Origin of the sequence: Streptomyces sp. NBC_01216 (genome assembly GCF_035994945.1) — a bacterium.
Classification (GTDB): domain Bacteria; phylum Actinomycetota; class Actinomycetes; order Streptomycetales; family Streptomycetaceae; genus Streptomyces.
This window is the reverse complement of the sequence record NZ_CP108677.1, coordinates 4,565,437-4,591,323: the sequence shown is the minus strand read 5'-3', so window position 1 is coordinate 4,591,323 and position 25,887 is coordinate 4,565,437. Positions and strand designations below refer to the sequence as shown.

General features: G+C 72.2%; 21 protein-coding genes. 2 read left to right on the top strand and 19 right to left on the bottom strand.

Annotated features, from left to right (window positions below; translation table 11 throughout):
* Window positions 1–214: 214 nt before the first annotated feature.
* The 9 genes from mycP to OG393_RS20315 all read right to left on the bottom strand — a co-directional run bounded on the left by mycP (window position 215) and on the right by OG393_RS20315 (window position 11,569).
* Window positions 215–1,435, bottom strand: a complete 1,221-nt coding sequence (gene mycP, locus OG393_RS20355; protein ID WP_327376097.1) for a type VII secretion-associated serine protease mycosin — start codon at window positions 1,433–1,435, stop codon at window positions 215–217.
* 17 nt (window positions 1,436–1,452) lie between these two features.
* The gene (locus tag OG393_RS20350; RefSeq protein ID WP_327376096.1) at window positions 1,453–2,988 is read right to left on the bottom strand and encodes a hypothetical protein; all 1,536 of its coding nucleotides are present in this window, start codon (window positions 2,986–2,988) and stop codon (window positions 1,453–1,455) included.
* A 46-nt stretch (window positions 2,989–3,034) separates the two neighbouring features.
* Complete coding sequence (locus OG393_RS20345; RefSeq protein WP_327376095.1) at window positions 3,035–3,544, bottom strand: hypothetical protein; 510 nt, start codon at window positions 3,542–3,544, stop codon at window positions 3,035–3,037.
* A gap of 117 nt (window positions 3,545–3,661) precedes the next feature.
* Entirely contained in the window at window positions 3,662–5,971 is a 2,310-nt protein-coding gene (locus OG393_RS20340) for a xanthine dehydrogenase family protein molybdopterin-binding subunit (RefSeq protein WP_327376094.1), read from the bottom strand.
* Window positions 5,968–7,428, bottom strand: coding sequence for a 2Fe-2S iron-sulfur cluster-binding protein (locus tag OG393_RS20335; protein WP_442817335.1), 1,461 nt, complete (start codon window positions 7,426–7,428; stop codon window positions 5,968–5,970). Before OG393_RS20335 ends, OG393_RS20340 begins: the two co-directional genes overlap by 4 nt.
* Window positions 7,425–8,300, bottom strand: coding sequence for an FAD binding domain-containing protein (locus tag OG393_RS20330; protein WP_327376093.1), 876 nt, complete (start codon window positions 8,298–8,300; stop codon window positions 7,425–7,427). The genes OG393_RS20335 and OG393_RS20330 overlap by 4 nt, the downstream gene beginning before the upstream one ends.
* Before the next feature lie 222 nt (window positions 8,301–8,522).
* Window positions 8,523–10,187 carry a beta-N-acetylhexosaminidase gene (locus OG393_RS20325; protein WP_327376092.1) on the bottom strand — a complete coding sequence of 555 codons (1,665 nt, stop codon included), beginning with the start codon at window positions 10,185–10,187 and terminating at the stop codon, window positions 8,523–8,525.
* Window positions 10,188–10,645: 458 nt separating this feature from the next.
* Window positions 10,646–10,936 carry a DUF3039 domain-containing protein gene (locus OG393_RS20320; protein ID WP_327376091.1) on the bottom strand — a complete coding sequence of 97 codons (291 nt, stop codon included), beginning with the start codon at window positions 10,934–10,936 and terminating at the stop codon, window positions 10,646–10,648.
* Window positions 10,937–11,008: 72 nt separating this feature from the next.
* On the bottom strand, window positions 11,009–11,569 hold the full coding sequence (locus OG393_RS20315; protein WP_327376090.1) for a YqgE/AlgH family protein: 561 nt from the start codon (window positions 11,567–11,569) through the stop codon (window positions 11,009–11,011).
* Window positions 11,570–11,823: 254 nt separating this feature from the next.
* On the opposite strand from OG393_RS20315, the gene murA reads away from it, so the two are divergent.
* On the top strand, window positions 11,824–13,164 hold the full coding sequence (gene murA / locus OG393_RS20310) for a UDP-N-acetylglucosamine 1-carboxyvinyltransferase (protein WP_327376089.1): 1,341 nt from the start codon (window positions 11,824–11,826) through the stop codon (window positions 13,162–13,164).
* A gap of 93 nt (window positions 13,165–13,257) precedes the next feature.
* On the opposite strand, the gene OG393_RS20305 is transcribed toward murA, so the two are convergent.
* The 7 genes from OG393_RS20305 to OG393_RS20275 all read right to left on the bottom strand — a co-directional run bounded on the left by OG393_RS20305 (window position 13,258) and on the right by OG393_RS20275 (window position 21,290).
* Entirely contained in the window at window positions 13,258–13,539 is a 282-nt protein-coding gene (locus OG393_RS20305) for an HU family DNA-binding protein (RefSeq protein WP_017237029.1), read from the bottom strand.
* Window positions 13,540–13,848: 309 nt separating this feature from the next.
* The gene (locus tag OG393_RS20300; protein WP_327376088.1) at window positions 13,849–15,285 is read right to left on the bottom strand and encodes an NAD-dependent malic enzyme; all 1,437 of its coding nucleotides are present in this window, start codon (window positions 15,283–15,285) and stop codon (window positions 13,849–13,851) included.
* Window positions 15,286–15,948: 663 nt separating this feature from the next.
* Window positions 15,949–18,390 carry a HelD family protein gene (locus OG393_RS20295; protein ID WP_327376087.1) on the bottom strand — a complete coding sequence of 814 codons (2,442 nt, stop codon included), beginning with the start codon at window positions 18,388–18,390 and terminating at the stop codon, window positions 15,949–15,951.
* 61 nt (window positions 18,391–18,451) lie between these two features.
* A complete protein-coding gene (locus tag OG393_RS20290) occupies window positions 18,452–19,306 on the bottom strand; it encodes a zf-HC2 domain-containing protein (protein WP_327376086.1) in 855 nt (284 codons plus the stop codon).
* Window positions 19,303–19,890, bottom strand: coding sequence for a sigma-70 family RNA polymerase sigma factor (locus tag OG393_RS20285; protein WP_327378492.1), 588 nt, complete (start codon window positions 19,888–19,890; stop codon window positions 19,303–19,305). Before OG393_RS20285 ends, OG393_RS20290 begins: the two co-directional genes overlap by 4 nt.
* A 127-nt stretch (window positions 19,891–20,017) precedes the next feature.
* Complete coding sequence (locus OG393_RS20280) at window positions 20,018–20,569, bottom strand: CGNR zinc finger domain-containing protein (RefSeq protein WP_327376085.1); 552 nt, start codon at window positions 20,567–20,569, stop codon at window positions 20,018–20,020.
* A 178-nt stretch (window positions 20,570–20,747) separates the two neighbouring features.
* On the bottom strand, window positions 20,748–21,290 hold the full coding sequence (locus OG393_RS20275) for a GNAT family N-acetyltransferase (protein WP_327376084.1): 543 nt from the start codon (window positions 21,288–21,290) through the stop codon (window positions 20,748–20,750).
* Window positions 21,291–21,428: 138 nt separating this feature from the next.
* Here OG393_RS20275 and OG393_RS20270 point away from each other — a divergent pair, with 138 nt between their 5' ends.
* Window positions 21,429–21,929 (top strand): anthrone oxygenase family protein, encoded by a 501-nt coding sequence (locus OG393_RS20270; RefSeq protein WP_327376083.1) that lies wholly within the window; start codon window positions 21,429–21,431, stop codon window positions 21,927–21,929.
* Window positions 21,930–21,982: 53 nt separating this feature from the next.
* On the opposite strand, the gene OG393_RS20265 is transcribed toward OG393_RS20270, so the two are convergent.
* The 3 genes from OG393_RS20265 to OG393_RS20255 form a co-directional block, all read right to left on the bottom strand.
* Window positions 21,983–23,122 carry a uroporphyrinogen-III synthase gene (locus OG393_RS20265; RefSeq protein ID WP_327376082.1) on the bottom strand — a complete coding sequence of 380 codons (1,140 nt, stop codon included), beginning with the start codon at window positions 23,120–23,122 and terminating at the stop codon, window positions 21,983–21,985.
* A gap of 75 nt (window positions 23,123–23,197) precedes the next feature.
* On the bottom strand, window positions 23,198–24,565 hold the full coding sequence (locus OG393_RS20260; RefSeq protein ID WP_327376081.1) for a nitrate/nitrite transporter: 1,368 nt from the start codon (window positions 24,563–24,565) through the stop codon (window positions 23,198–23,200).
* A gap of 254 nt (window positions 24,566–24,819) precedes the next feature.
* Window positions 24,820–25,875 carry a LysR family transcriptional regulator gene (locus tag OG393_RS20255; RefSeq protein ID WP_327376080.1) on the bottom strand — a complete coding sequence of 352 codons (1,056 nt, stop codon included), beginning with the start codon at window positions 25,873–25,875 and terminating at the stop codon, window positions 24,820–24,822.
* Between the last annotated feature and the right edge of the window lie 12 nt (window positions 25,876–25,887).

The window sequence follows — 25,887 nt, the reverse complement described above, 5'->3', positions numbered from 1 at the left end:
GGTGGGGCGGCGAGTGGTCCGGCGCCGGGGCGGCCGGCAGGGGGACTCGCGGGCGGAACCGTCACGCCCGAACGTGGCGTCCCCGCCGCGGAACGGCCGTACCGGCCGGTGAGGACCCGCGGCCGGCCCCCTGGCGGCCCTTCCGCAGATCGCGAGGAGACCTACGAAGGGCCTGCCAGGTCCCTCCGCGGGAACCGTTGGGTCCTGTCGGCCGTCAACGACGCCGGGAACGCACGACCGGCACGGCGACCGCCGCACCGACGAGCACGGCGGCGCCGATACCGAGGGCGACCCAGAGGCCGGACTTGCTGCCACTCTCCTCCTGGGCAACGGAGCCCGGCGCGGCGGCGCCGGACTGCTCGGACGGCTGGGAAGGCGCACCAGACGGCGACGGGGACTCCGGGGCGGGCAGATCCGGAATCGGCCGGACATCGGCGGGACCGGGGTCCCCGGGGGTCTTGAGCGCGCGAAGCGGGCGGATCACACCGTAGCCCAGGTAGTCGTTGCGCTCTCCGCTGCCGGCAGGCGGGTTGACGGTGTTGAGCATGACCTTGAGGACCTGGTTGTTGGTCCACTCGGGATGCTTGGACCAGATGAGAGCGGCGGAGGCCGAGGCGAGCGCGGTGGCGTCACTGGTCCCGGTCGACTCACAGAGACCCGAATTGGCGCCACAGGCGTGGAGGGTCTTCTCCCCCGGGCCGGTCAGATCCACCTGCGGGCCGTACTGGGAGCTCTTGACCCGCGACAGCTTCTTGTCGACGCCTCCGACACCGACCACTCCAGGGGTGGCCCCCGGATACTCGACCTCGTTACCCTTGTCGGCGCTGTTCCCCACGGAGGAGAAGACCAGCGAGCCCTTGTCCAAGGCGTACTTCACGGCATCGGTGAGCTGCTGCGATCCCTCCGTCGCGCCGAGAGAAATGTTGATGACCTTGGCACCGGAATCGGCTGCGAACCGGATGGCCTGTGACACCTCATCATTGAACTGCTCATCGGCGACCTTGGCACTCTGGTTCTGGTCCGGGTTCGGCATCCGGATCGGAAGGATCTTCGCCCCCGGCGCGAGGCCGAATGCGCCGTCCCCTCCGTTGGCCTCACCCGTACCGGCGATGAGACCGGCCATCCCGGTGCCGTGCCCCGTCGTATCAGTGTGCTCGTCACCCGGGTCCCCAGGCGAGAAGTCCTTGCCGTCGAGAACACGGCCCCGGAGGTCCGGGTTGTCCTTGTCCACACCACTGTCGATCACGGCGACCGTGACGCCCCGACCCGTGGTGATCTCCCAGATCTTCTCGGCGCTCATGATGTCCAGGTGCCATTGCCGAGAACGAACCGACTCCGCGTGCGCCGGGGTGGATGCGATGCCCACCAGCAGCATCCCCAGAGCGGCCGAAGCGACGGCCCGACCGCGGTCCGAACGAATACTGCTGGTACGCATCTAGTTCCTCTGGCTACTCAGTCGATGACAGGCGGCGCGATGCGACGGCCGCCCTGCTGCCAGGTCTCCTCGTCCTCGACGAGGTAGTCCGGCCGCTCTCCGTTGTTCTCGTCCCGGCGGGAATCCGAGCCGCGCGTGCCGCCGGAGATCATTCCACCGCGCCCCATCTGACCGGCTCCCCGGGCAGCGTCACCCTGCGTACCACCACGGACGAGACCCGAACCGCCAGGTGTGAACGGGCGTCCGCTCGCGGTACCCGGTTGCTGCGACCGGCCACCCACGACGCCGCCCGACTCGACAGCGAGCCGACGACCGCCGCTGATGCCGCTCTGCCCACCGCCCGAACCCATCTGGCCACCGCTCATCCCATGACCCATGGGCGCGCGACCGGTGCCCGTGCCGTGCTCGTTTCCGATCACCGTGCCGCGCGGGATGCCTGTGGCCGCTCGCCCCGAAGCCTGCGGAACGGCACGGCCACCGGAGATACCCTCGCGCGCCGTACCGCCCAGAGGCCCGGTGTGCCCGAGACCGCTCCGACCGCCGAGACCCGACTGCGAACGCGAACCCCCGGGAGACGCGCCTCCGGTGGTTCCACCACTCACGGGAGGCGGGAGCACGCCCGTGCCCCCGATGGCCGGTAGCGTCACACCGCCGTCCGGCCGACCCAGCGGGGGCTGACCGTTCGACGTCGGAGAGGGCGTCGTTGTCGTGGGCGGCAGGGTGCCCACACTGTCGATACCGAGGTCCGCAGGAACCTCGGGTCGCGCCTGGCGAGTAGACAGAGTGCTGTCAGCCGCGGGAGACACCGCGCCAACACCCATGGCTGAACTGCCGCCCTGAGAGGGTGCGGCTCCAGCACCAGGCTCTGCGGCAAAGCCGCTACTCCCATTCGGATAGATGTATTCCGACGAATATTGGTCACGTTTACGAAGGGAAGGCGGCGGCTTGTACTCCGAAGGCGGCGGCGGAAACGTCGGCGGCGTCGCGCCATTCTTCATCCGGTCCTCGGACCAGGAGTACGCCTGCGACAGCTTCTCCATCTCGGCTGCCGCAGCCTGACGGTTCGCCTCTTCCTTCGCGGCGATCGCCTTGGCCTCCTCGCTCGCCGCCATGGAGGACTGTGCGTTGCGCGCGATGGTCTGGGAGTCGGGGTCGTTGTGGTACTTCCGCGCGGCCTCCAGGTTCTCCTTGGCTTCCGCGTGGGAGGTGTAGCGCGGAATGGCGCTCTGCGCGGTGGCGATGGCGTTGGACGCCTCGTTCATCCACGTGGCCGCGTTGTCGCTGTAGTCCGCGAGGCTGAAGGTGGATTTGGCGAGGCTCGCTCCCCACTCCACCAGCGCGGTCGGGGCCTCGCCCTTCCAGTTCACCCGCTCAGGGCGGAACCGCAACTGCTGCGCGATGTCACGCATCTCGGCGGCGGCGCTTGACAGCCTGTCGGCCGCCTCCTTCACGTAGAAGCTGCTGGCCGCGTCGAGCCACTCCAGCATGTGCTGGTGGGACATGGAGCGGAAGTTTGTTCCACCCCCGCCGCCACCGTTGTCGTTGATTTCCATGTGCCGTCTCTTCCCCCGCTTCCCTGACGTCCTCGCGCGTCGAGCGCTACTCGCCGAGCGTGGTGTCGCTGGCGGTCTGCTCGGGCTGGACCCGCTCCGAACCGTCCGCGCCGTGCTCCCGCCGGGCCGCCTTCTCGGCCGCCTCCTTGGCCGTATGCGTACGCGCGAAGATGGCGGCCATCCGGCGCCGGTTCTCCTCGTCCACCTGGGCGAAGCCGTCGCTGGCCGCCACGACCGCGATCCCCATGCCTTCCAGGCAGTCGCCCAGAATCCCGGAGAGTTCCTTCAGCTTCGCGAGCACCGTCCCGTACGAACCGAAGACACTTGACGCCTCTCGCCAGAGTTCGCCCCCGCCACCGAACTGCGTCCGGGCAACCGGCTCGGCAGCCACGTTCCTCGCGCCGGCGGGGGACTCGTTGAGCTTGGTGATCAGGTCGTCGATCCTGGTCTTGAAGTCGGCGATGGACTCGTAGTCGTACAGAGTGGACGCCAACGCCGGATTGACCGCCCTCAGCGAGCGCTCGCTACCGGACATCGGCTCCCTGGCCTCCGCCATCAGTGCCGTCCCTCCCCCGTTGAAACAACAGACCATACAAAGTCTAGAAGTTCACTGTATCGAGGACCACCGACAACACGCACCTTCGGGGTTGCACAAGCAACGCAGATCACACGGCTACGCGTTGGGTACGGCGACCGCCGCCTGGGGCCTGATCGGGAGGCGGTTGACGGGGCGTCCGGTCGCCGCGCGTACTGCCGCGGCGACCGCCGCCGGGGAGGTGACCACCGGGACCGCGCTCGCCGCCTTCGCACCGAAGGGCGCCACCACGTCGCGTTCCTCGACGAGTTTCACGATGCGAATGTCCGGGGCGTCCAGCGATGTCGGGAGTGCGTAGCCCGTCAGGTCCGGGTGGCGGACCAGGCCCCGGGCCGTGCGGAGGTTCTCCGTGAGAGCCGCGCCGACACCCTGGGTGACTCCCGCCTCGATGCGGGTGGCGAGTTGGGCCGGGTTGAGGACGCGGCCGACGTCCTGGGCCACCGCCATCTCCACCACGCGGACCGCGCCCAGTTCCACGTCGACGTCCACGACCGCACGGATCGCGCAGAACGCCAGACCGACGAAGGCGTCACCCTGGCCGGACCCGTCGAGCGGCTCCGACGGATGCGGGCGACACTGGGCCGTGGCCCAGAGTTCCTTGCCGTCGAGGGCCTCCGCGACCGTCATCGACAGGATGCCGTCGTACGAGGTGATCTTGCCGTCGGTGATCTGGAGCAGTTCCGTCGACATGCCGAACTTATGGGCCAGCGGCTGGAGAAGCTGGGTGCGGACCATCTTCGCCGCACGCTCCACCGCACCGCCCGACACCCAGGTGTGCCGACCGTGCGTCGCGGGCCCCGCCGGCGGCTGGTCCGTGTCCACGGAGGCGACGTGCACCTCATCGATACCGAGGGTCTCCTGGACGATCTGGCGCGCGAGGGTCGAGAAGCCCGAACCGGTCTCCACGGCCGCGCAGATGACCGTCGCGATACCGTCCTGGACTTTCACGGTCGCCGTCGAGACCTCGTCCGTGCCCTCGGCGCCGAGCATGTGGACCATGCCCAGGGCGTAGCCGACGCCCCTGCGCACGGCGCCCGGTTCGCCCGCGCCTTCCGGGCCGCCCGGGAGCAGCCAGTCGTCCTCCGGGGAGTCCTTGGGCAGTGCGGGGAGCGGGAAGTCCCTTACGGCGGAGAGGAGTTCGGCCACCGGCGCCGGGCAGGTGACGGTCTGTCCGGTGGGCAGGATGTCGCCCGTGGCCAGGGCGTTGCGCAGGCGCAGTTCGGCTGGGTCCATGCCTAGTTTCGAGGCCAGCTTGTCCATCTGTGCCTCGTAGGCGGCGCACACCTGCATCGCGCCCTCGCCCCGGACGTGTCCGGACGGCGGGTTGTTGGTGCGGACGGCCCAGCCTTCGATGAAGGCGTGCGGGACGACGTACGGGCCGCAGGAGAAGGAGACGGCGGCGGCGAGCGACTCGGACGAGGCGTCGGCGTACGCGCCCGCGTCGAGCAGGATCTGCGCCTCCACCTTCACCAGCCGGCCCTCCGCGTCCGCGTGGTGGCGGTAGCGCAGCAGTGTGGGGTGGCGGTGGGCGTGGCCGAGGAAGGACTCCTCGCGCGTGGCGCTGAGTTTGACCGGGCAGCCGGTGCGCAGGGCGAGCAGGCCGAGCGGGATCTGGAAGCCGGGGTCGTCACGGTCGCCGGTCGCACCCGGGACACCGGTGACGACGAGCTTGACCTGGTCCGGGGAGAGGCCGAAGCAGGCCGCCGCGAGGTCGCGGTCGGTGTGGGGATCGGTGGAGGCGGTGTAGATCTCCACGCCGCCGTCGGGGCGCGGCACGGCGAGCCCCGCCTCGGCTCCGATCGGTGCCGGGTCCTGGCGGCCGATCCGGTACAGCCCTTCGACGACGACCTCGCCGACGGCCTCCGGGTCACCGAAGCGGAGCGGGATGTGCCGGATGAGGTTGCCGTCCGGGTGCAGCGGTTCGGCCTCGAACGCCCTCTCGGGGTCGGTGACGGGTTCGAGGATCTCGTACTCGACGGCGATGGCGGCCGCCGCGAGGCGTGCGGTGTCGGGGTGGTCGGCGGCGATGGCGGCGATGGCCTCGCCATGGTGCCGTACGAGTTCGGAGGCGAAGACCGGACGGTCGGCGACGGCGCGGCCGTACGTCGCCGCCCCCGGGATGTCGGCGTGGGTCACGACGGCCCGGACGCCGGGCATCTCGGCCGCGGCCGTGGTGTCGACGGAGAGGATCCGGGCGTGCGGGTGCGGTGAGCGGAGCAGTGCGGCCCACAGCAGGCCCTCGGCCCACAGGTCGGAGGCGTACGGGAAGGTGCCCTCGGTCTTCGCCCGCGCGTCCGACGACGGCAGTGAGGTGCCGAGGCCGTGCGGGGGGAGTTCCTGGCGGGGGTCGAGCGCCGGGGTGGCGGTGGTCGCGTCGTCGCTGCTCACGCCGTGCCTCCGTCGTGCGGGTGCGGGATCTGGTGCGGGATGTGCGCGTCGTCGGCGGACTCGGCCGCGGCGGTGGCCTCGCGTTCGGCGACGACCTCCCGTACGGCGCCGAGGACGCCGCGGTATCCGGAGCAGCGGCACAGGTTCCCGCAGAGGGCCTGGCGGGCCTCCAGTTCGGTGGGGGCGTGGTTGCCCTCGAGGAGGTCGTGGACGGTCATGGCCATGCCGGGGACGCAGAAGCCGCACTGGACGGCGCCGCAGCGGGCCAGGGCGCGCTGGACGTCCGATGGCCGGCCGTCGTGGGCGAGGCCCTCCACCGTGCGTACCTCGCTGCCCGCGGCCGTCGCGGCGGGTACGAGGCAGGAGGCGACAAGCCGGCCGTCGACCTGGACGTTGCAGGCGCCGCACTCGCCCTGTGAGCAGCCGTCCTTGGCGCCGGCCAGGCCGAGGCGTTCGCGCAGGACGTAGAGCAGGGACTCGCCGATCCAGGAGTCCGTGACCGGCCGGTCGGCACCGTTCACGCGCAGGACGTACGAGGTGTGCGGGTGTTCGTCGCTGTCCGCGCTGCTGCTGACGGGCAGGGCGACGGGGCTCTCGTCGGGGGGAGACCCGTAGGCCACGACGCCGGCGGCGGGGGCGTCTTCCAGGGGGGCGTCCGGGTGCGGGGGCTCGGCGTGCGCCGTGGAGGCGGGGGCGCCGGGGGCGCCGGTCCCGTCGGCGCCGGCCTCGTGAGCGCCGGCCTCCTCCGGGAAGGCGTCGTCCGAGTCGTTCCGGGCATCCGGCGCGTCAGCGGGCTCGGCATCGGGCGCGGGGCCGGACCCCTGCTCGGCGCCGCGGGCGGCGGGGTCCACGGCGGGGTCCGTCGTGGCGTGCGGCTCCGCCGTCTCCGCGGGCGCCCACGGTTCGGGCGCTCCGCCCGGCGGCGAGGCCGCATCCCCGCCCGCGTACTGCGCGAGCATGGACGTCGTGTACTCGCCGGACTCGTCCGAGCCGTCCTCGGCGACCGGGATCCGCCACTGGCCCGTGGACGGGGATGCGGCCTCGACGGCCTCCGTGAAGTTCCACTGACCGGTCGCCCGCGGGTCCTGCTCCGACGGGGCCCCGGGCAGCGGCCGGGAGTCCGTCTCCCCGGGTGCCCCGGCCCCGACGGCCTCCGTGAAGTTCCACTGACCGGTCGCCCGCGGGTCCTGCTCCGACGGGGCGCTCGGAGCGGGGTGCAGCGGCGTCAGCGGTGTGATCATCGGCGGCACGTAGCCGTGGCCCGGCGCCTCCAGGGGGACGCCGTCGAGCATGAAGTCGGGCGGCAGCTGCACGAAGGCCGTGGCGTCGCCGTCGTACCCCTCGCTCTGCGGGATCGGCTGCCAGCCGCCCGCGTACTCGTCCGGGCCGCCGTACCGGTTCCCGTCGGCGCGGCGGCCGTCGCCGTCACGCTCGTGGGTGTGGTGTCCGTTGCTCACGACAGCGCCCTCCCCAGTGCCCTTCGGGCCAGCGCGGCGACGGTGCGCCGCAGATGCAGTACGGCCGGCGGCAGCTGCTCGTCACCCTGCGGGTCCGGGATGCAGGCGGCGGCGACGTACTCGCCGAAGGCCGTCAGCGCTTCCGGGGCCAGTCCGCGGTCCCCGTCCCAGTCCACCAGGGTCGCGATCCAGTGCTCGGCCTCCAGCGGGCGCAGCGGCATCGGGGCGATCGCGCCGACCGCGCAGCGCACCCCGCGCCGGGCCGGGTCGAGGACCACGGCGACGGAGGCGGTGGCGCGGGCCGGGCCGGTGCGGCCGGTGGCTTTCAGGAAGACCTGGGGGGCGTGCAGCAGCGGCACCCGTACGAAGGCGACCAGCTCGCCGGGGGCCAGCAGGTCGCGGCCGGCCAGCAGGTGGGAGACGGGGATCTCGCGGGTGCCGAGCGGCCCCATGACGACCAGGTCGGCCTCCAGGGCCGCCAGGACGGGCAGGGAGTCGCCGGTGGGGGCGGCGGTGACGATGTTGCCGCCGAGGGTGCCCGCGTTGCGGATCTGGGGCGGGCCGGCGGCTCGCGCGGCGGCGGCCAGGGCGGGGATGAGGGCGGCGAAGTCGGGGCGGCCCATCCGGGCGTGGGTGAGTCCCGCGCCGAGCAGGGCGTGACCGTCCTGGTACTGCCAGCCGCGGAGCTCGTTGATCCGGTTCAGGCCGACGAGTCCGGCCGGCCGGAGCTGGCCCTTGTTGACTGCGGCCATCAGATCCGTGCCGCCCGCGACGGGCACCGCCGCGGGCATGGCGGTCAGCGCCGCCACGGCCTCGTCGAGCGAGGCGGGCAGCGTCACGGACTGCGCCGTCTGTGGTGCGTGCGTGGTCAACCCGCTGCCCCTTCCCGGTGTCCCCGGCGGTCCCCGACTCCGTCCCGGCCGTCGCGCCTGTGTGGCCGTACCGTACGTGCTCACAGCGCGGACGTGGCAACTGTGGCACATCTTCCCAGCCGACCGGCGCGAGGGTCCGCGAAGGACGGATACGTCCTATACGTCCACGACCGGCTGGAACATCCGCTTTACGCTCCCGGGTGACGGTGCGGGTGCGGAGCCTCACACGTTCGGGGGCGCTCCTTCGATCGGGCGGCCGAGTACGCCGGGGCGCTGTTGCCGGGGTGTCGGGCCGGTGGGCGGGCGGTAGTCGACGCCGAGGGCGTCGAGGCGTCGGTAGTGGGCGGTCATGCGGCGTTCGAAGTCGGCGAAGTCGCGGTCGGCGGGGGCGGGCAGCGTCGACCAGGCGACCTCGGCGAAGGCGGCGAGACGCGGGAAGACCTGGTAGTCGACGCGGGACCGGTTCTCCATGGCCTCGGTCCAGACGTTGGCCTGGGTGCCGAGGACGTGCGCGGCGGCCTCGGGCGGGAGGGCGGACGGTACGGGATCGAAGCGGTACACGTCCTCCAGGGTGCGGACGAAGCCGATGGGCACCGGCTCCTCGTCGCCCGGTGCCTGGCGGTGGTCCAGGTACACGTGCTGCTGGGGGCACATGACGACGTCGTGGCCGGCCTCGGCGGCGGCGACACCGCCCGCGTAGCCGCGCCAGGAGGACACGGCGGCGCCGGGCGCCAGGCCGCCTTCCAGGATCTCGTCCCAGCCGATCAGGCGCCGGCCGCGGTCGGCGAGCCAGCGGTCGAAGTGGCGGATGAACCAGGACTGGAGCTCGTCCTCGTCGGCGAGGCCGAGCTCCGCGATGCGGGCCTGGGCGGTCGGGGACAGCCGCCACTGGTCCTTGGGGCACTCGTCGCCGCCGACGTGGACGAACGTCGAGGGGAACAGGTCGAGGACCTCCTCGAAGACGCCCTCGTAGAAACGCAGGGTGGCCTCGGTGGGGGCGAGGACGTTCGGGTTGACACCCCAGGTGTCCCAGACGGTGAGGGAGGCCGTGTCGACGACGTCCCCGTTGCCGAGTTCGGGGTACGCGGCGATGGCTGCCTGCGAGTGGCCCGGGAGGTCGATCTCGGGGACGACCGTGATGTGGCGCTCGGCCGCGTAGGCGACGATCTCCCGGATGTCGTCCTGGGTGTAGAAACCGCCGTGCGGGGTGTCGTTCCACAGGGGCGAGGCCCGGTGGCCCCACTTCGTACGCAACCGCCAGGAGCCCGTCTCGGTGAGCCGGGGGTGACGCTTGATCTCGAGGCGCCAGCCCTGGTCGTCGGTGAGGTGGAAGTGGAAGACGTTGAGCTTGTGCGCGGCGAGGAGGTCGAGGTACCGCAGGACGTCGTCCTTGGGCAGGAAGTGCCGGGCGACGTCGAGCATGAGTCCGCGCCAGCGGAACCGCGGGGCGTCCTCGATGACCGTGGCGGGTACGGTCCATCGCCGTGCCGGGTCCGCGGGCGCCCGGCGGTACGCGTCGGGACCGAGCAGCTGACGGAGGGTCTGGACTCCCCAGAACACCCCGGCGGGGCCGCCTCCCCGCACGGTGACGCCGTCCCGCCCGGCCCGCAGCGTGTATCCCTCGGGGCCGAGCCGGCCGTCGTCGTCCCGGGCGATCCGCAGGCGGATCGCCGTACCGCGCTCGTCGTCGCCGGTGCCGGGTTCACCGTCGGCGTGGGCACGGGCGGGTGGGAGCGGCAGTCCGGTCGCCGCCCCGATCATGCGGCGCAGCAGCAGGGCGACGCCTTCCGTGCCGGGGGCGGCGTCCACGACGGTGCTCTCGTCGAGGACGGAGTCGCCGGCGGCGGGGACGGTCCGCGCACCGCGCGGTGCGGGAATGACATCCATGGGTTCGGCCTTCCGGGTGGGTCCGCGTCACGTCCGAACGCGTCGGGGGGTGTTCGGGGACATTCGGGGGTGCCGCGGGGGCTCTTCCCGGGGACGGGTCGCCGGGGCGCGGCCCTGCCGGAGGTGAGGGCGGTGACGGTCGCGCCGCCGCCCATCTGGGCGTGGGCGGCGGGGCACGGGTGGCGGTGGGGGCGGCGAGCATGGCGGCGATACCGGCAGAAGACTTCATGCGGGCTCCCACCCCTCGGCGTTGCGGTATACGCAACGGGCGTGTCGCTCTGCACAACACGCTGGAGGTTAGGGCCACACCACCATCCCGACAAGTGGTCTCCACCACTCCGTGACCGGCGAACGCGCCCCGTGCAACGCCCCGGCCGACCCGCCCCACGAGAACGGCCCCCGCCGCGCGTACCGGAAGTACGCGAGCCGGGGGCCGTGCCCGTACGGAGGGAGCCGTCCTACTTCTTGTCCTTGCCGCCCTTGTCCTTGTCCCCGCCGGAGGAGCCCATGGACTCGTAGATCTCCTTGCACATGGGGCAGACCGGGTACTTCTTGGGGTCGCGCCCCGGTACCCAGACCTTGCCGCACAGCGCCACCACGGGAGTGCCGTCGAGGGCGCTCGCCATGATCTTGTCCTTCTGGACGTAATGGGCGTAGCGCTCGTGGTCGCCGTCACCGTGGGACACCTGCGGCGTCGGCTCGACGAGGGTTCCCGTACCTGCCCCGCGCTCGGGCTCGAGAGTGCTCATAACAGCCAAGGGTACTGAAGCTCCGCGGGTGCCCGCGCCCCGCCGGGGTCCGCGGTCCGCCGCCGGGCCGGCTCAGTTCAGCGAGGGATCGTCCGGGTACGTCGCGACGATCGCCAGGTCGCCGCGCTGGCGGCGGAGCACCGACCGCCACAGCGTCTCCGGGTGCGGGGAGGACACGTCGCCGGGCTCGGACTCGACGACGTACCAGGCGCCCTCGCCCAGTTCCGCCTCCAGCTGGCCGGGCCCCCAGCCCGCGTAGCCGGCGAAGATCCGCAGGGCACCCACCGCGGGACCGAGGAGCTCGGGCGGGGTCTCCAGGTCCACCAGGCCGATCGCGCCGTGCACCCGGCGCCAGCCCAGCGGCCCCTCGTCGCCGGGGATCACCGCGAGCCCGAGGGCCGCGTCCAGGGAGACCGGGCCGCCCTGGAAGACCACGCTCGGCTCGCCGGCGAGGGCGGCCCAGGGCTCGAGGATGTCACCGACCGTCACAGGGGTGGGCCGGTTGAGGACCACGCCGAGGGAGCCCTCGTCGTCGTGGTCGAGGAGAAGCACCACCGCGCGGTCGAAATGCGGATCGGCCAGGGCGGGGCTGGCCACGAGCAGTCGCCCTGTGAGCGAGGACACCTCGGTCATGCGACACATGATCCCGCATCTTCGGCGTTCGCGGGGCCCCTCCGGCCGGGCGGACGACCGGCGCAGTTCAGGGCGGCTGCGGCGGGTGCCCGGATCCACAAACGGACGGTGACACTCCGCAAGATCACATGAGCATAGTGTGTTGTGCCGAATTCATTACATCTGCACGGGCCCCCGGCTCTACCGGAACGGGGGTGATCGGCCCTTACCCTATTTGCCTGGCCCCTGCCCGACGACTCCGGAACGCGAGATTCATGACCGGCACAGACGATGTACTGCTTGTCCACGGCGGAACCCCGCTGGAGGGCGAGATCCGCGTTCGCGGCGCGAAGAACCTCGTGCCCAAGGCGATGGTCGCCGCCCTCCTCGGCAGCGGGCCGAGCCGGCTGCGCAACGTGCCCGACATCCGGGACGTCCGAGTGGTGCGCGGGCTCCTGCAGTTGCACGGCGTCACCGTCCGCCCGGGGGACGAGCCGGGCGAGCTGATCCTCGACCCGACGCACGTCGAGTCCGCCAACGTGGCCGACATCGACGCCCACGCCGGCTCCTCGCGCATCCCGATCCTCTTCTGCGGGCCGCTGCTGCACCGCCTCGGCCACGCCTTCATCCCGGGCCTGGGCGGTTGTGACATCGGCGGCCGGCCGATCGACTTCCACTTCGACGTGCTGCGGCAGTTCGGCGCGACGATCGAGAAGCGGGAGGACGGCCAGTATCTGGAGGCCCCGCAGCGGCTGCGCGGAACCAAGATCCGCCTGCCGTACCCCTCAGTCGGCTCGACGGAGCAGGTCCTGCTCACGGCCGTGCTCGCGGAGGGCGTCACCGAGCTCTCCAACGCGGCGGTGGAGCCGGAGATCGAGGACCTGATCTGCGTGCTCCAGAAGATGGGCGCGATCATCTCCGTGGACACCGACCGGACGATCCGGATCACCGGTGTCGACCGGCTCGACGGCTACACCCACCGGGCGCTCCCGGACCGCCTGGAGGCCGCCTCCTGGGCGTCGGCGGCGCTGGCGACCGAGGGCAACATCTATGTGCGCGGAGCCCAGCAGCGCTCGATGATGACCTTCCTCAACACCTACCGGCGGGTGGGCGGCGCCTTCGAGATCGACGACGAGGGCATCCGCTTCTGGCACCCGGGCGGGCAGCTGAACGCCATCGCCCTGGAGACGGACGTGCATCCCGGCTTCCAGACGGACTGGCAGCAGCCGCTGGTGGTGGCGTTGACGCAGGCGTCCGGCCTCTCCATCGTCCACGAGACGGTCTACGAGTCGCGGCTCGGCTTCACCTCGGCGCTCAACCAGATGGGGGCGCACATCCAGCTGTACCGCGAGTGCCTGGGCGGTTCGGACTGCCGCTTCGGCCAGCGCAACTTCCTGCACTCCGCGGTCGTCTCGGGGCCGACCCGGCTCCAGGGCGCCGACCTGGTCATTCCCGACCTGCGCGGCGGCTTCTCGTATCTCATCGCCGCGCTGGCGGCGCAGGGCACCAGCCGGGTGCACGGCATCGACCTGATCAACCGCGGCTACGAGAACTTCATGCGGAAGCTCGTCGAACTCGGCGCCAAGGTCGAGCTGCCGGGCAGCGCCCTGGTGTAGGGCCCGTAGACGGACGAACGGAAGGGCGGCCACCCCCTGACAGGGTGGCCGCCCTTTCGTCGCCTGCAGGCCCGGTCAGAGGCCCCGGGGCGTTTACTTGCCCTTGGCGGCTTCCTTGAGCTTCGAGCCCGCGGAGACCTTCACGCTGTAACCGGCCGGGATGTTGATCGGGTCGCCGGTCTGCGGGTTACGAGCGGTGCGAGCGGCACGGTGGGTGCGCTCGAAGGTCAGGAAGCCGGGGATGGTGACCTTCTCGTCGCCCTTGGCGACGACCTCGCCGACGGTCTCGGCGAGAGCGGCCAGCACGGCGTCGGCGTCCTTGCGGGTCACCTCGGCACGGTCGGCCAGGGCGGCCACCAGCTCACTGCGGTTCATGTTGTTACTCCCGTGTTCTTCTTGCCTGTGAGGCGTGAGATCGAAGCCGATGCTGCCAGGGCCCTCGGACAGTCCCCGGACCCGGGTCTGCTGACAGACCCTCGCGCCCGAATAGGCATCCTGCCCCCACCAGCGGCGGGAACGCCAATCCGGCACTCTCCGGGGTCACACGAAAAGCGCCCCGGCCTCCGGCAGGGTGACGTTCCGTCGACTCCGCCGGGACCCTTTGGAGCCGAACAGCAACCCTAAAGGCGGGTTTACGGCGCGACGACGCGCGACGCGCCGTTCCTCAGCCGGACGTGGGGCCCGTCACAGCCCGATCGAGGACGAGTCCGCGCCCGCGCCGGCCGCCTTGGCGGCATTCCGGACGGCCCCCGCCACGGCACCCGCGACCTTGTCGTTGAAGACCGAGGGGATGATGTAGTTCGGGTTCAGCTCGTCCTCGGTGACGACGTCGGCGAGGGCCTCGGCCGCCGCCAGCATCATGCCCGTGTTGACCGTGCGGGACTGGGCGTCCAGCAGGCCCCGGAAGACGCCGGGGAAGACCAGCACGTTGTTGATCTGGTTGGGGAAGTCCGAGCGGCCCGTGGCCACGACGGCCGCCGTCTGACGGGCGATCGCCGGATCCACCTCGGGGTCCGGGTTGGCGAGCGCGAACACGATCGCCCCGTCCGCCATGGCGGCGACGTCGTCGGCGCCGAGCACGTTCGGGGCGGACACGCCGATGAACACGTCCGCGCCGGCCACCGCCTCCTTCAGGGTGCCCGTGACACCCTCCGGGTTGGTGTTGTCGGCGATCCAGCGCAGCGGGGTACCGGGAGCGGCGTCGACCAGGTCGGTGCGGCCCGCGTGCACCACGCCGTAGATGTCGGCGACGACCGCGTGCTTGACGCCGGCGGCGATCAGCAGCTTCAGGATGGCCGTACCGGCCGCGCCCGCACCGGACATGACGACCCGTACGTCACCGATGCCCTTGCCCACCACGCGCAGGGCGTTGGTGAGGGCGGCGAGGACGACGATCGCGGTGCCGTGCTGGTCGTCGTGGAAGACGGGGATGTCGAGGGCCTCGCGCAGCCGCGCCTCGATCTCGAAGCAGCGGGGCGCCGAGATGTCCTCCAGGTTGATGCCGGCGAAGCCGGGGGCGATCGCCTTGACGATCTCGACGATGGCGTCGGTGTCCTGGGTGTCGAGGCAGAGCGGCCAGGCGTCGATGCCGGCGAAGCGCTTGAAGAGGGCCGCCTTGCCCTCCATGACGGGCAGCGCGGCCTTGGGGCCGATGTTCCCCAGGCCGAGGACGGCGGAACCGTCCGTCACGACCGCGACGGAGTTGCGCTTGATGGTGAGGCGGCGGGCGTCCTCGGGGTTCTCGGCGATCGCCATGCACACCCGCGCCACACCGGGGGTGTAGATCATCGAGAGGTCGTCACGGTTGCGGATCGGGTGCTTGGACGCCATCTCGATCTTGCCGCCGAGGTGCATCAGGAACGTACGGTCGGAGACCTTGCCGAGGACGACGCCCCCGATGCGGCTCAGCTGCTCGACGATCTCGTCGGCGTGCCCGGTCGAGGTCGCGGCGATGGTGACGTCGATCCGGAGCTTCTCGTGGCCGGAGGCGGTCACGTCGAGGCCGGTGACGGAACCGCCGTGGGACTCCACCGCCGTGGTGAGCTGGGAGACCGCGGTCCCGCTCGCGGGAACCTCCAGCCGGACCGTCATCGAGTACGAGACGCTGGGCGCCGTTGCCATGGCCGAGTTCCTTCGCTTTCCCTAGCTTCGTTGCTACGCCGCCCCGGCTGGTTGCCCGGCGGCGCCCTCCGATGGTCGCACCTACCTGCCGGTAGCAGGTAATGCGGTCATTTTGTTTTCGGAAAGTAGTTTCCACCATACGAGAAGGTGACGGGAAACAGAAGAGGCCCCGGTCACCACGGGTGACGGGGCCTCGACTTCGTACGTAAGCACGAAGAGTGTCCTGAGTGGCACCGACCCGCCATGCTCGCCTCGCGGCAAGTGGTCCCTCTGAGGGACGAAGGTTGGGCCCGGGGGCTTGGATCGAGCCGGTGCCACGACCAGGCTAACAAACCACTCCGGCGAGCGATTCCTACAACGCAGGTCGGCCGGAAATCACTCCTCCCGGCCCGGCCCGGTGGCCCGCATCGGCGCCGACCCCGCCGGCGGGCCGTGGCGCGCCCGGCCCACGCGGTGGGCGCACCCGGACCTTCATGACGTCCGCTCCGGGACGACCCTGAGAGCCTGTCGGGTGACCTTCGATCGAAAGGCGGGCGCGGTCTGGTGCGTGTGATTCCAAGGCGCCCCGATGCCGCTGTAACGGAGCTACCGGGGCATGCCGGCAACTCCGGCAGCGTGCGTGCCAGGGCGTGACCGCCCGGTCAGAGGCCACCCGACAGGCTCTCAGTCCCTGAGCAGGTCCGGGACGCCGTCCGCGTCGGGCATGTCCCTGGCCCCCGAGACCACCGTCAGCTGCTGGGTGGCCCGGGTCAGGGCGACGTACAGCACCCGCAGGCCCGCCGGGGACTCGTCCGCGATCTCCGCGGGCGAGACGACCACCGTGGCGTCGTACTCCAGCCCCTTGGCCTCCAGCGAGCCGAGCGCCACCACTCGGTCGCCGAGCTCGGCCAGCCACCGGGCCGCCTGCTCGCGTCGGTTCATGGCGACGACGACACCGACGGTGCCGTCCACCCGCTCAAGCAGCCGGCGCGCCTCGGACCGGACGGTTCCGGCCAGATCTGCCTTCGCCGACACCGGGACGAACCTCGGCTCCACCCCGGTGGAGCGGACCGCACGCGGGGACTCCTTGCCGGGCATCGCCAGTGCCAGCACCTTGGCGGCCAGTTCGGCGATCTCCGCGGGGTTGCGGTAGTTGACCGTCAGCTCGAAACGCCGGCCACGCGCGGGGCGGCCCGCGAGACCCTCCCGGGAAGGCCGGGAGGGTGAGCCGGGCGGGCGGCTGCCCAGCGCCTCGTCACGGGCCTCGGCCGCCTCGTCCGGGGTGGACCAGGAGGACTGCGCCGGGTCGCCGACGACGGTCCAGGTCGCGTGCCGGCCGCGGCGGCCCACCATCCGCCACTGCATAGGGGTGAGGTCCTGCGCCTCGTCGACGATGACGTGCGCGTACTCGGTGCGCTCCGCAGCGAGCCGTTCGGCCCGCTCCCGCTGGGTCTCCTCCCGTACCGGCATCAGCTCGTCCAGACCGGTCAGCTGGTCCAGCGGGTCGTACTCGCGCTTCCTGCGGGGACGGGCCGGCGCGCCGAGCAGCGTGTGCAGTTCGTCCAGGAGTGCCACGTCGTGCGCGGACAGGGCCTCACGACGCAGCGAGCGGGCGAGCCGGCGGACCTCGCCCGGGTTGAGGATCCGCCGGGCCCAGCGGCCCAGTCGCTTCTCGTCGGCCATCGCGTCGAGGACCTGGCGGGGGGTGAGCTCAGGCCACCAGGCGTCGAGGAAGGACAGGAAGGAGTCCTCCGTGGAGACGTCCTCGTCGAAGGAGGACCGCAGCTCGGCGGCGAGTTCGGGGTCGCTGTGGCGGGCCGCGGCACCGGACTTGGCGTACAGCGCGTCGAGCAGCAGCCGGCGTGCCCGCGGGCGCAGCAGATTGACCGGGGCGGAGCCTCCCAGGACGTTGTGCCGGATACGCCGCAGTTCGTCGGCCTCCAGCTCGACGCGGCGGCCGAAGGCCACGACACGCAGCAGGACGGGGGTCCCGGCGGGCACGGCCGGCGGCTCCTCCTCGTCGTCGAAGGCGAGCTGGTCCGGGGCGTCCTGGCCGGATGCGCCGCCGGTCCGGGCGGGGACCGGAGTCTCCAGTGCCCCGCGGGCCGCCTTGCGCAGCACCGCGACCATGCGGGAGGAGCCCTTGACGCGTGCCACGGCCGGCTCGTCGTAGGCGGTGGCCTCGGCGCCGTCGACCAGACTGCCGACGGCACGGATCGCGACCTGGCCCTCCTCGCCGAGGGAGGGAAGGACGCCCTCGGTGTACGAGACGAGCAGTGGGGTCGGGGAGACGATCAGGATGCCCCCGGCGTAGCGCCGCCGGTCCTGGTAGAGCAGATAGGCGGCGCGGTGCAGGGCGACCGCGGTCTTGCCGGTGCCCGGGCCGCCCTCGACGTAGGTGACGGAGGAGGCGGGAGCGCGGATGACCAGGTCCTGCTCGGCCTGGATGCTGGAGACGATGTCGCGCATGGAATGGCTGCGGGCCTGGCCGAGCGCGGCCATCAGGGCGCCGTCGCCGATCACCGGCAGCTCACGTCCGCCGAGGGTCGCCTTCAGCTCGGGGCGCATCAGGTCGTCCTCGACGCCGAGGACCTTGCGGCCCTTGGAGCGGATGACGCGGCGGCGCACCACGCGGCCGGGGTCGACCGGGGTCGAGCGGTAGAAGGGCGCGGCGGCGGGGGCCCGCCAGTCGATGACGAGCGGGGCGTAGTCGGAGTCGAGGACCCCGATCCGGCCGATGTGGAGGGTCTCGCCGATCTCCGCGTACCGGCCGGTGCCGTCCGAGCGAACGGCGTCCTCGGCGGGTTCGACGGAAGTGTACGCGCCGTCGGGGCCCTTCTTGCCGTCCTTCCCGCGCAGCAGGTCGATCCGGCCGAAGAGGAAGTCCTCGAACTCGTTGTTGAGCCGGTTCAGGTGGACACCCGCCCGGAACACCTGGGCGTCCCGCTCCGCGAGGGCGCCGGGCGTGCCGACCTGCCCCCGCTGGGCGGCGTCGTTCATCAGGAACTCCGCCTCGTGGATCTTCTCCTCGAGGCGGCGGTAGACCTGATCCAGATGTTTCTGCTCGACGCCGATCTCGCGGTCACGGACCGTGTCGACCACACCGACGGCTTCCTGCGCGGCCACCGAGGCCCCCTTCTGACGTGCATGGGCAGCCGTCGAGCTTATGCCACGGAAGGGGCTCGTGTCAGGCGTCGACCTCCACGAGGCGCTCCCCGTCGAACGTGCGGACCTCGAAGTGGTCGATGTCGTCGCGGTCCATGGCGGCTCCGCCGTGGACGTAGAGCGGGTTCCGCGCGCTCTCGGTGGTGGCGCCGGGGATGCCGTACCCCCACTTCGGGACGGCCCAGGAGGTGACGACCTCCTCCTCCCCGCTCTTGGAGACGGCGACCAGTCGGCACTTCAGGGGGCCCTTGACGTTCTTCAGTTCCAGGACGGCGTGGGTGCCCCAGCCCTTCTTCTCCAGGCCGACGGTGGCACTGACCAGCGTGGACGGGTCGGTGGCCTGGACCTTCTCCTCCATGTGGTGGAAGAAGGCGTCCTCGGCCGGGCTGGTGGGGTGCGGGTCCACGGCGACGTTCCGCTGCTCCCCTCCCGAGGTGGCGACCACCGCTACCGCGGGACCGCCGACGACGAGCACGGCCGCCGCGGCGGCGAGGAGGAAGGTGCGGCGCCGGGACCGGGCCCGCCGCGCTCCGACCTCGTCGACGAGGCGGTCGAGGAGCTGTGGGTCGGGTGGCGCGGCCGCCGGCGGCTCGTCGTGCCTGCGGGCTGCCAGGGGCACGGGCGGGCGGGGCGCGAAGGCGTCGAAGGCGCCGTCGGCGTAGGGGTCGACGCCGGAGGGCCCGGTCGGGAGGAGGACCCCGGGGGACGGGGATGTCGTGTCCGCGAGCATGGCCAGCATCGGCTCCATGCCCGCGAACTCCTCCAGATGCGCGGCACACACCTCACAGCCCACAAGATGAGCTTCGAACGCGGCGGCATCGTCGGCGTCCAGGATGCCGAGCACATACGCGCCCGCCGCATCGTGTGGCGACGTCATACCGTTACCCCCCTCTCCTCCAATGCGAGCTTCATCGAACGCAGTGCGTAGAACACCCGGGACCGCACGGTCCCGGCGGGTATGCCGAGGCTTTCGGCGGCCTCGTTGACGGTACGCCCCTTGAAGTAGGTCTCGACCAACACTTCCCGGTGGGCCGGGGTCAAATCGTCGAGCGCGTCAGAGAGGGTCATCAGCCACAGCGCCTTGTCGATCTCGTCCTCCGCGGGCAGGACCTCGAGCGGTGACGGATCGACCTCCTGCGGCCGGGCCTGCCGGCTTCGGTGGCCGTCGATGACGATGCGCCGGGCGACCGTCACCAGCCAGGGTCGGACGGAGCCGGTCGCACGGTTGAGCTGGCCGGCGTTCTTCCAGGCACGAATGAGCGTCTCCTGTACGACGTCCTCGGCGCGCTGGCGGTCACCGGCGACGAGGCGTAGTACGTAGGCGAGCAACGGTCCGGCATGTTCGCGATAGAGAGCCCGCATCAACTCCTCGTCGGGGACGGAGGGTCGAAGGCGGGTCACCTCATTGCGATGCCGGGCCCGATGCGGACGTTCATCGGCCACGGCCGCATCCTTGCGCACCTGAACCTCCCGGTCGAGCCCCTGTCTGTCACGCAGGGGTACGGAGCCGGGCCGTGATCCGCTCAACGGCGCGCGAACTTTCTCGCGCGGGATTCCGCGCGACGTGCCCTCCGGGACCCGGATCGCCTCAGGCGGCGTTCGTTCCGCGTCGTGCTGCCCGATGCCGGGCAACACGCTCACGGTTTCCGCACAGTTCGCTGGAACACCAGCGGCGCCGGCGCCCGCGGGAGGTGTCGAGGTAGCAGCGCCGGCAGTTGTCGCCTTCACACCGGCGAAGCAGGGACCGGGCGGCCGGATCGGTGAGCAGCTCGACGGCGTCCCGGGCGACCGCGGCGAGCAGCGCACGGCAGTCGGGCTCGTCGTTCAACACGCGCACGAGCAGCCCGGCTTCGGACCGGACGGCGCGCGGGGCGGGCGGCGCCGAGGCGGCTGCGAGGGTGTTGAGCCGCTCCAGCGCGGGATCGGCGCGCCGCCCGTCGAGCTGGGCGTGGACCAAGACGGCGACACAGTCGCGCAGTTCGCGGAAGCGGACGACCCAGCGGCTGTCGAGGGTGCGCAGCACGGTGGCGGCCGGGACGAGTCCGGTGGTCCGCAGGTACAGGTCGAGATGTTCGGTGCGGTCGAGCGGCAGCGCCGCCAGGTCCAGGCAGATCCGCCCGGAGTCGAACCGTACGGTCATGACCCTGTCACCACCTCGCGGTCGGCCGGTGCCCGCGTCGGGCACTGCGACCAGAGTGCCCACCCGCGACCGGTCCGGCTAGGGCGTGTTCCGGAAGTGGCTCCGTCCGCCCGGAGGGCGGGGCCCGCGGCGTCTGGTGCGTGCGATCACAAGGCGGAGGAGCCACCTTGTGGGAGTCCTACCTCGGCGGAGGTTCGTCGTGCAGGACGCGCTGGTAGAGGTGGTGGTCACGCCAGGCGCCGTCGATGTGGAGGTAGCGGGGCGCGGTGCCGATCCGCTCGAAGCCGCTCTTCGCCAGGACGCGCTGGGAGGCGTGGTTGTCGAGGACGGTACCGGCCTCGACACGGTGCAGGCCGAGATCCTCCCGGGCCGCCCGGCAGGCTTCGCGGACGAGCGCGCTCGCCAGGCCGCGCCCGGTGTACCGGGAGTCGACCCAGTAGCCGAGCGAGGCGCTGCGGAAGGGGCCGAGGGCGATGCCGGAGAGCGTGGCGGCTCCGACGATCGTCTCCCCGTCCTCGCCGGTCTCCCCTCCCCCGCCCGTCTCCGCCTCGACGGCGAACCACCGTATGCCGCCGTCGGCGAGCCGCGCCGCCTGCCCCTCGGCGGTGTAGTACGCCTCGGTCCGGCGCGGCTCCCAGGGGCGCATGAAGGCGCGGTTGCGCAGCAGGGCGGCGGCGAGCGCGGCGGCGTCCTCCGGGACCGCGGGGCGGATGCTTGGCACCCCTCCACGGTACGGGCTGCCGGGCCCGGGGCGCGCCGAGGTGCGGAGGGGTGCGCGCGGGCGGGCCGTGGACGACGGCGCATGGAGGCTGGACGCTCGCCCATGGTCCCGGTGGCGGCCGGCCGTTTGACTGACGGCATGGCGGATACGGACGGCGGGGGCGGGGCGGTACTGGTCGCGGCGACGGGCACCACGGGGTTGGTCGCGGGAGTGTGGCTCGCGTATGTCTGCTCGGTGATGCCCGCGCTGGGGCGCAGCGACGACCGGGTCTTCGTGGAGGTGATGCGGAACATCAACGACGTGATCCAGAACCCGGTCTTCCTCACCCCGTTCTTCGGGGCCCTGCTCCTGACGGCGGTCGCGGCGTGGCGGTCCCGGGGCACGCGGAGGAGGGGGTGGACGCTCGCCGCGCTGGTCCTGTACGGGGCGGTCTTCCTGATCACCTCGGCGGTCGGTGTCCCGCTGAACGACGCGCTCGCGGCGGCGGGTGACCCGGTGCGGGCGCGCGCGGACTTCGAGACGCCCTGGGTCACCTGGAACCTCGTCCGCGCGGTCCTGACGACGGCCGCCTTCGGGTGCCTGCTGGGCGCGTTCGTCGCGCGCGGTGACGAACGGACCGAGCCCGCAAGGGCTCCGTAGGGCCGGGGGTCGGCAAGACCAGGGGTCCGTACGGCGGGGCTTCGCGGCGCGTGTCAGCCGTCGGCGTACTTGGCGTCCGCCGCCGGGTCCAGCGCCAGCCGGTATCCGCGCTTCACCACCGTCTGGATGAGTTTCGGCGTGCCGAGCGCCGTCCGGAGCCGGGCCATCGCCGTCTCCACCGCGTGTTCGTCGCGGCCCGCGCCCGGCAGGGCGCGGAGCAGGTCGGCGCGCGAGACCACCCAGCCGGGGCGCCGTGCGAGGGTGCCGAGCAACGCCATCCCGGCGGGTGGGACCGGGTGCAGACGGCCGTCGACGAGGACCGCGTGGCCGCGGATCTCGACCCGGTGCCCGGCCAGCGGCAGGCTGCGCGCCCGGGAGGGCAGTTCCTGGCAGAGCAGTTGCACCAGCGGCCCGAGCCGGAAGCGTGCGGGCTGGAGCGTGTCGATGCCGTGTGCCTGGAGCGGCACGGCCGTGACCGGTCCCACGCACACGGCGAGCACGTCGTGGCGCAGCGCCGCGAGCAGTTCGTCCTTCACCCCGCGGTCCGCCGCCCGGGTCAGCAGCGAGGCGGCGGCCGGGGCGCTGGTGAAGGTCACGGCGTCCAGGGCGCGGTGCACGACGGCGTCGAGCAGCCGGTCCAGCGGGCCGATGTCCTCCGGCGGCATCCAGCGGTAGACGGGAACGCCGACGACCTCCGCGCCCCCCTCGGCCAGCGCCTCCACGAAGCCGGGCAGCGGCTCGCCGTGCAGCTGGAGCGCGACCCGTCGCCCGGCCACACCCTCGGCGAGGAGCCGGTCGAGGACCTCGGCCATCGACTCCGAGGAGGGCGACCACGCTTCGGTCAGTCCCGCCGCGCGTACCGCGCCCTTGACCTTGGGCCCGCGGGCGAGGAGTTCGGCTCTCCCCAGACAGGCGAGGAGCGCCTCCCCGTGGCCCCACCCGTCCGCCGCCTCGACCCAGCCCCGGAAGCCGATCGCGGTGGTGGCCACGACGACGTCCGGGGTGTGGGCGATGAGGTCCCGCGTGGCGGAGAGCAGCTCGGTGTCGTCCGCCAGGGGCACGATCCGCAGCGCGGGACCGTGGACGACGGCGGCGCCGCGGCGGCGCAGCAGCGCGGCCAGCTCGTCCGCGCGCCGCGCCGCGGTGACTCCGACAGTGAAGCCGGCGAGGGGGCCATGCTCTTGCTCGTACATGGCGACCGAGCCTGACGGTGTCGCGTGACAGACTCGGTTCACCGGTATTTCCTCGCCGTTACGGACCACTCCGGATCACACCTCGGCGTATCCGGGCCGCGGCGTGGCTCCGGCGGAGGCCATCACGGCGCCCTCGGCGGTGTCCGGTGCGGCGGCGGGCCGCCGAAGGTATACCGCCCAGGTCACGGCCATGCACGCGCCGTAGAAGAGCAGGAAGGCGACGAAGGCCGCGGTGCCCGTCCCGGCGGTCTGGAAGGACTGGCGGAAGGCGAGGTTGATCCCGAGTCCGCCGAGTCCGCCGACCGCGCCGATCAGCCCCATGGAGGCCCCGGAGAGCCGGCGGCCGTACGCCTGCGCGGCGTCGCCGGACAGACCCTTGCGGTGCCCCTGGGAGAGGAAGATCGCGGGAATCATCTTGTAGGTGGAGCCGTTGCCGAGGCCGCTGAGCACGAAGAGGCCGATGAAGCCGACGAGGAAGACGGCCAGGGATTCGGTCACCGAGGCGTAGACGACGACGGCGGTCGACACGGCCATCGCGGCGAAGGTCCACAGGGTGATGCGGGCGCCGCCGTACCGGTCGGCGAGCGAGCCGCCGACGGGCCGGATGAGGGAGCCGAGCAGCGGGCCGATGAAGGTGAGCGAGGCGGCCTGCAGCGGGGTGCGCCCGAACTGGGTCTGGAGCACGAGTCCGAAGGCGAAGCTGTAGCCGATGAAGGAGCCGAAGGTGCCGATGTACAGGAAGGACATGATCCAGGTGTGGCCGGACTTCGCGGCCTCCCAGGCGGCTCCGGTGTCGTTCCTGACGGGCGCGAGGTTGTCCATGAAGAGCGCGGCGCAGAGGGCCGCGACGACGATGAGCGGGATGTAGACGCCGAGGACGATCCGCGGGTGGGCGGCTCCGGCGGTGCCGATGACGAGCAGGCCGACGAGCTGGACGACGGCGACGCCGATGTTGCCGCCGCCCGCGTTGAGGCCGAGGGCCCAGCCCTTCTTGCGCAGCGGGAAGAAGGCGTTGATGTTGGTCATCGAGGAGGCGAAGTTGCCGCCGCCGACGCCGGTGAGCACGCCGACCAGCAGGAAGACGCCGTACGAGGTCCCGGGCTCCATGACGAGGTAGGCGAGACCGGTCGGCAGGAGCAGCATCAGCGCGCTGATGACGGTCCAGTTCCTGCCGCCGAACCGGGCGACGGCGAAGGTGTAGGGAACGCGGATGAGCGCGCCGACGAAGGTGGCGGCGGCGATCAGGAAGAACTTCCCCGCCGGGTCGACGCCGTACTGCGGTCCCATGAAGAGGACCATGACCGACCACAGGCTCCAGACGGAGAAGCCGATGTGCTCGGAGAACACCGAGAAGGCCAGGTTGCGCCGGGCGATCCGTTCTCCTCGTTCACGCCAGAAGGTCTCGTCCTCCGGCTCCCACCGTTCGATCCACCGGCCGCCCATCACGTACCTCCACGGAGTCGGGGTCCCGAGCGTCCGGATGCTCCGGACCTCGTGGCGTCGACGCTAGGCAGGCCGCGTTTCAGACCGGTGGCGTGAAGTGACGGGTACGGAACCTTGCTCTCACCCGGCACCGTGGCGGGATGTGAGTACGGGGCGGACGCTCCGGTCCCGGCGGGGTGCGGACGGGATGAGGACCGGGCATCCGGCGTACCGGGCGGCGGGGCTTCCCGCCGGGTCCCGCGGGGCCGGGACCGTCAGCCGGGTGGAAGGGCACGGGACGCGGGACTTCCCCGGCCGGGCTCCAGAACCCCTGGCGCTTGCCGGGGAACTCCCGGCCCGGCCTCCGGGACGCCTGGTTCGCCGTCCGGGAGCCAGGAGCCGGCCGGGCGCCGCAGCCAGCCCTCCCGGGCACCGATCTCCGCGGCGGCGGCGCGCAGGGCGTCCAGCCCCGGGTGGCGCAGCCCCTTGCGCCAGACCAGGCTGACCGGGGACAGGGGCACCGGGTCGACGAGGGGTCTCCGCACGCTCCCGGGCATGGGAGGGAAGTCGACGACGGCGAGGACCGGGGTCCGGTGCCTGGCCATGAGCCGACGGAACTCCTCCTTGCCCACGGCCATCGGCGCGGGCGGGGCGACGGTGATGTCACGGCCCGCGAAGAGCCGGGTGGCGAGGTCGGTCCACTCCGCGGTCCGGTCGTTGCCGGCGCCCGCGTAGATCCGTTCGCCGGCGAGCCGGGCCAGGGGGACGGCGGGCAGTTCCGCCAGGGGATGGTCCTCCGGCAGCACCACCGCCATCGGCTCGTACCTGACGAACTGCGAGGCGAGCCCCGCCCGCAGCCGGGGGGCGAGGCCGCCGTAGCGCCCGAAGGACGCGTCCAGGGCGCCCGTGAGGATCTGGGCGGCTGCACCGGTCAGACCGCTCTCGAAGCGCGCCATCAGCTCGTGGTCCGGGGCGAGCTCACGGGCACGTTCCAGGACGCGGCCGTGGGCCAGGCCCGCGCTGTTGAGGTCGACGAGCAGTGGGCGGGCCTCGGTGCGGAAGGCGTCGGCCAGCGCGTCGCAGGCGGTCAGCACCCGGCGCGCGTAAGGCAGGAGGCGCTCTCCGTCCGGGGTGAGGGCCACCTGCCGGGTGGTCCGCAGGAAGAGCTCCACGCCCAACTCGCGTTCCAGGCGCCGGATGTCCCTGCTGAGCGCCTGCTGGGCGACGTACAGCCGGGCGGCGGCACGGGTGAAGTGGAGTTCCTCGGCGACGGCGGTGAAGGCGCGCAGGAGCCGGGGTTCGATGTCGTGCGGACGCGGGGAAGAAGCCACGCGGTATTCAAC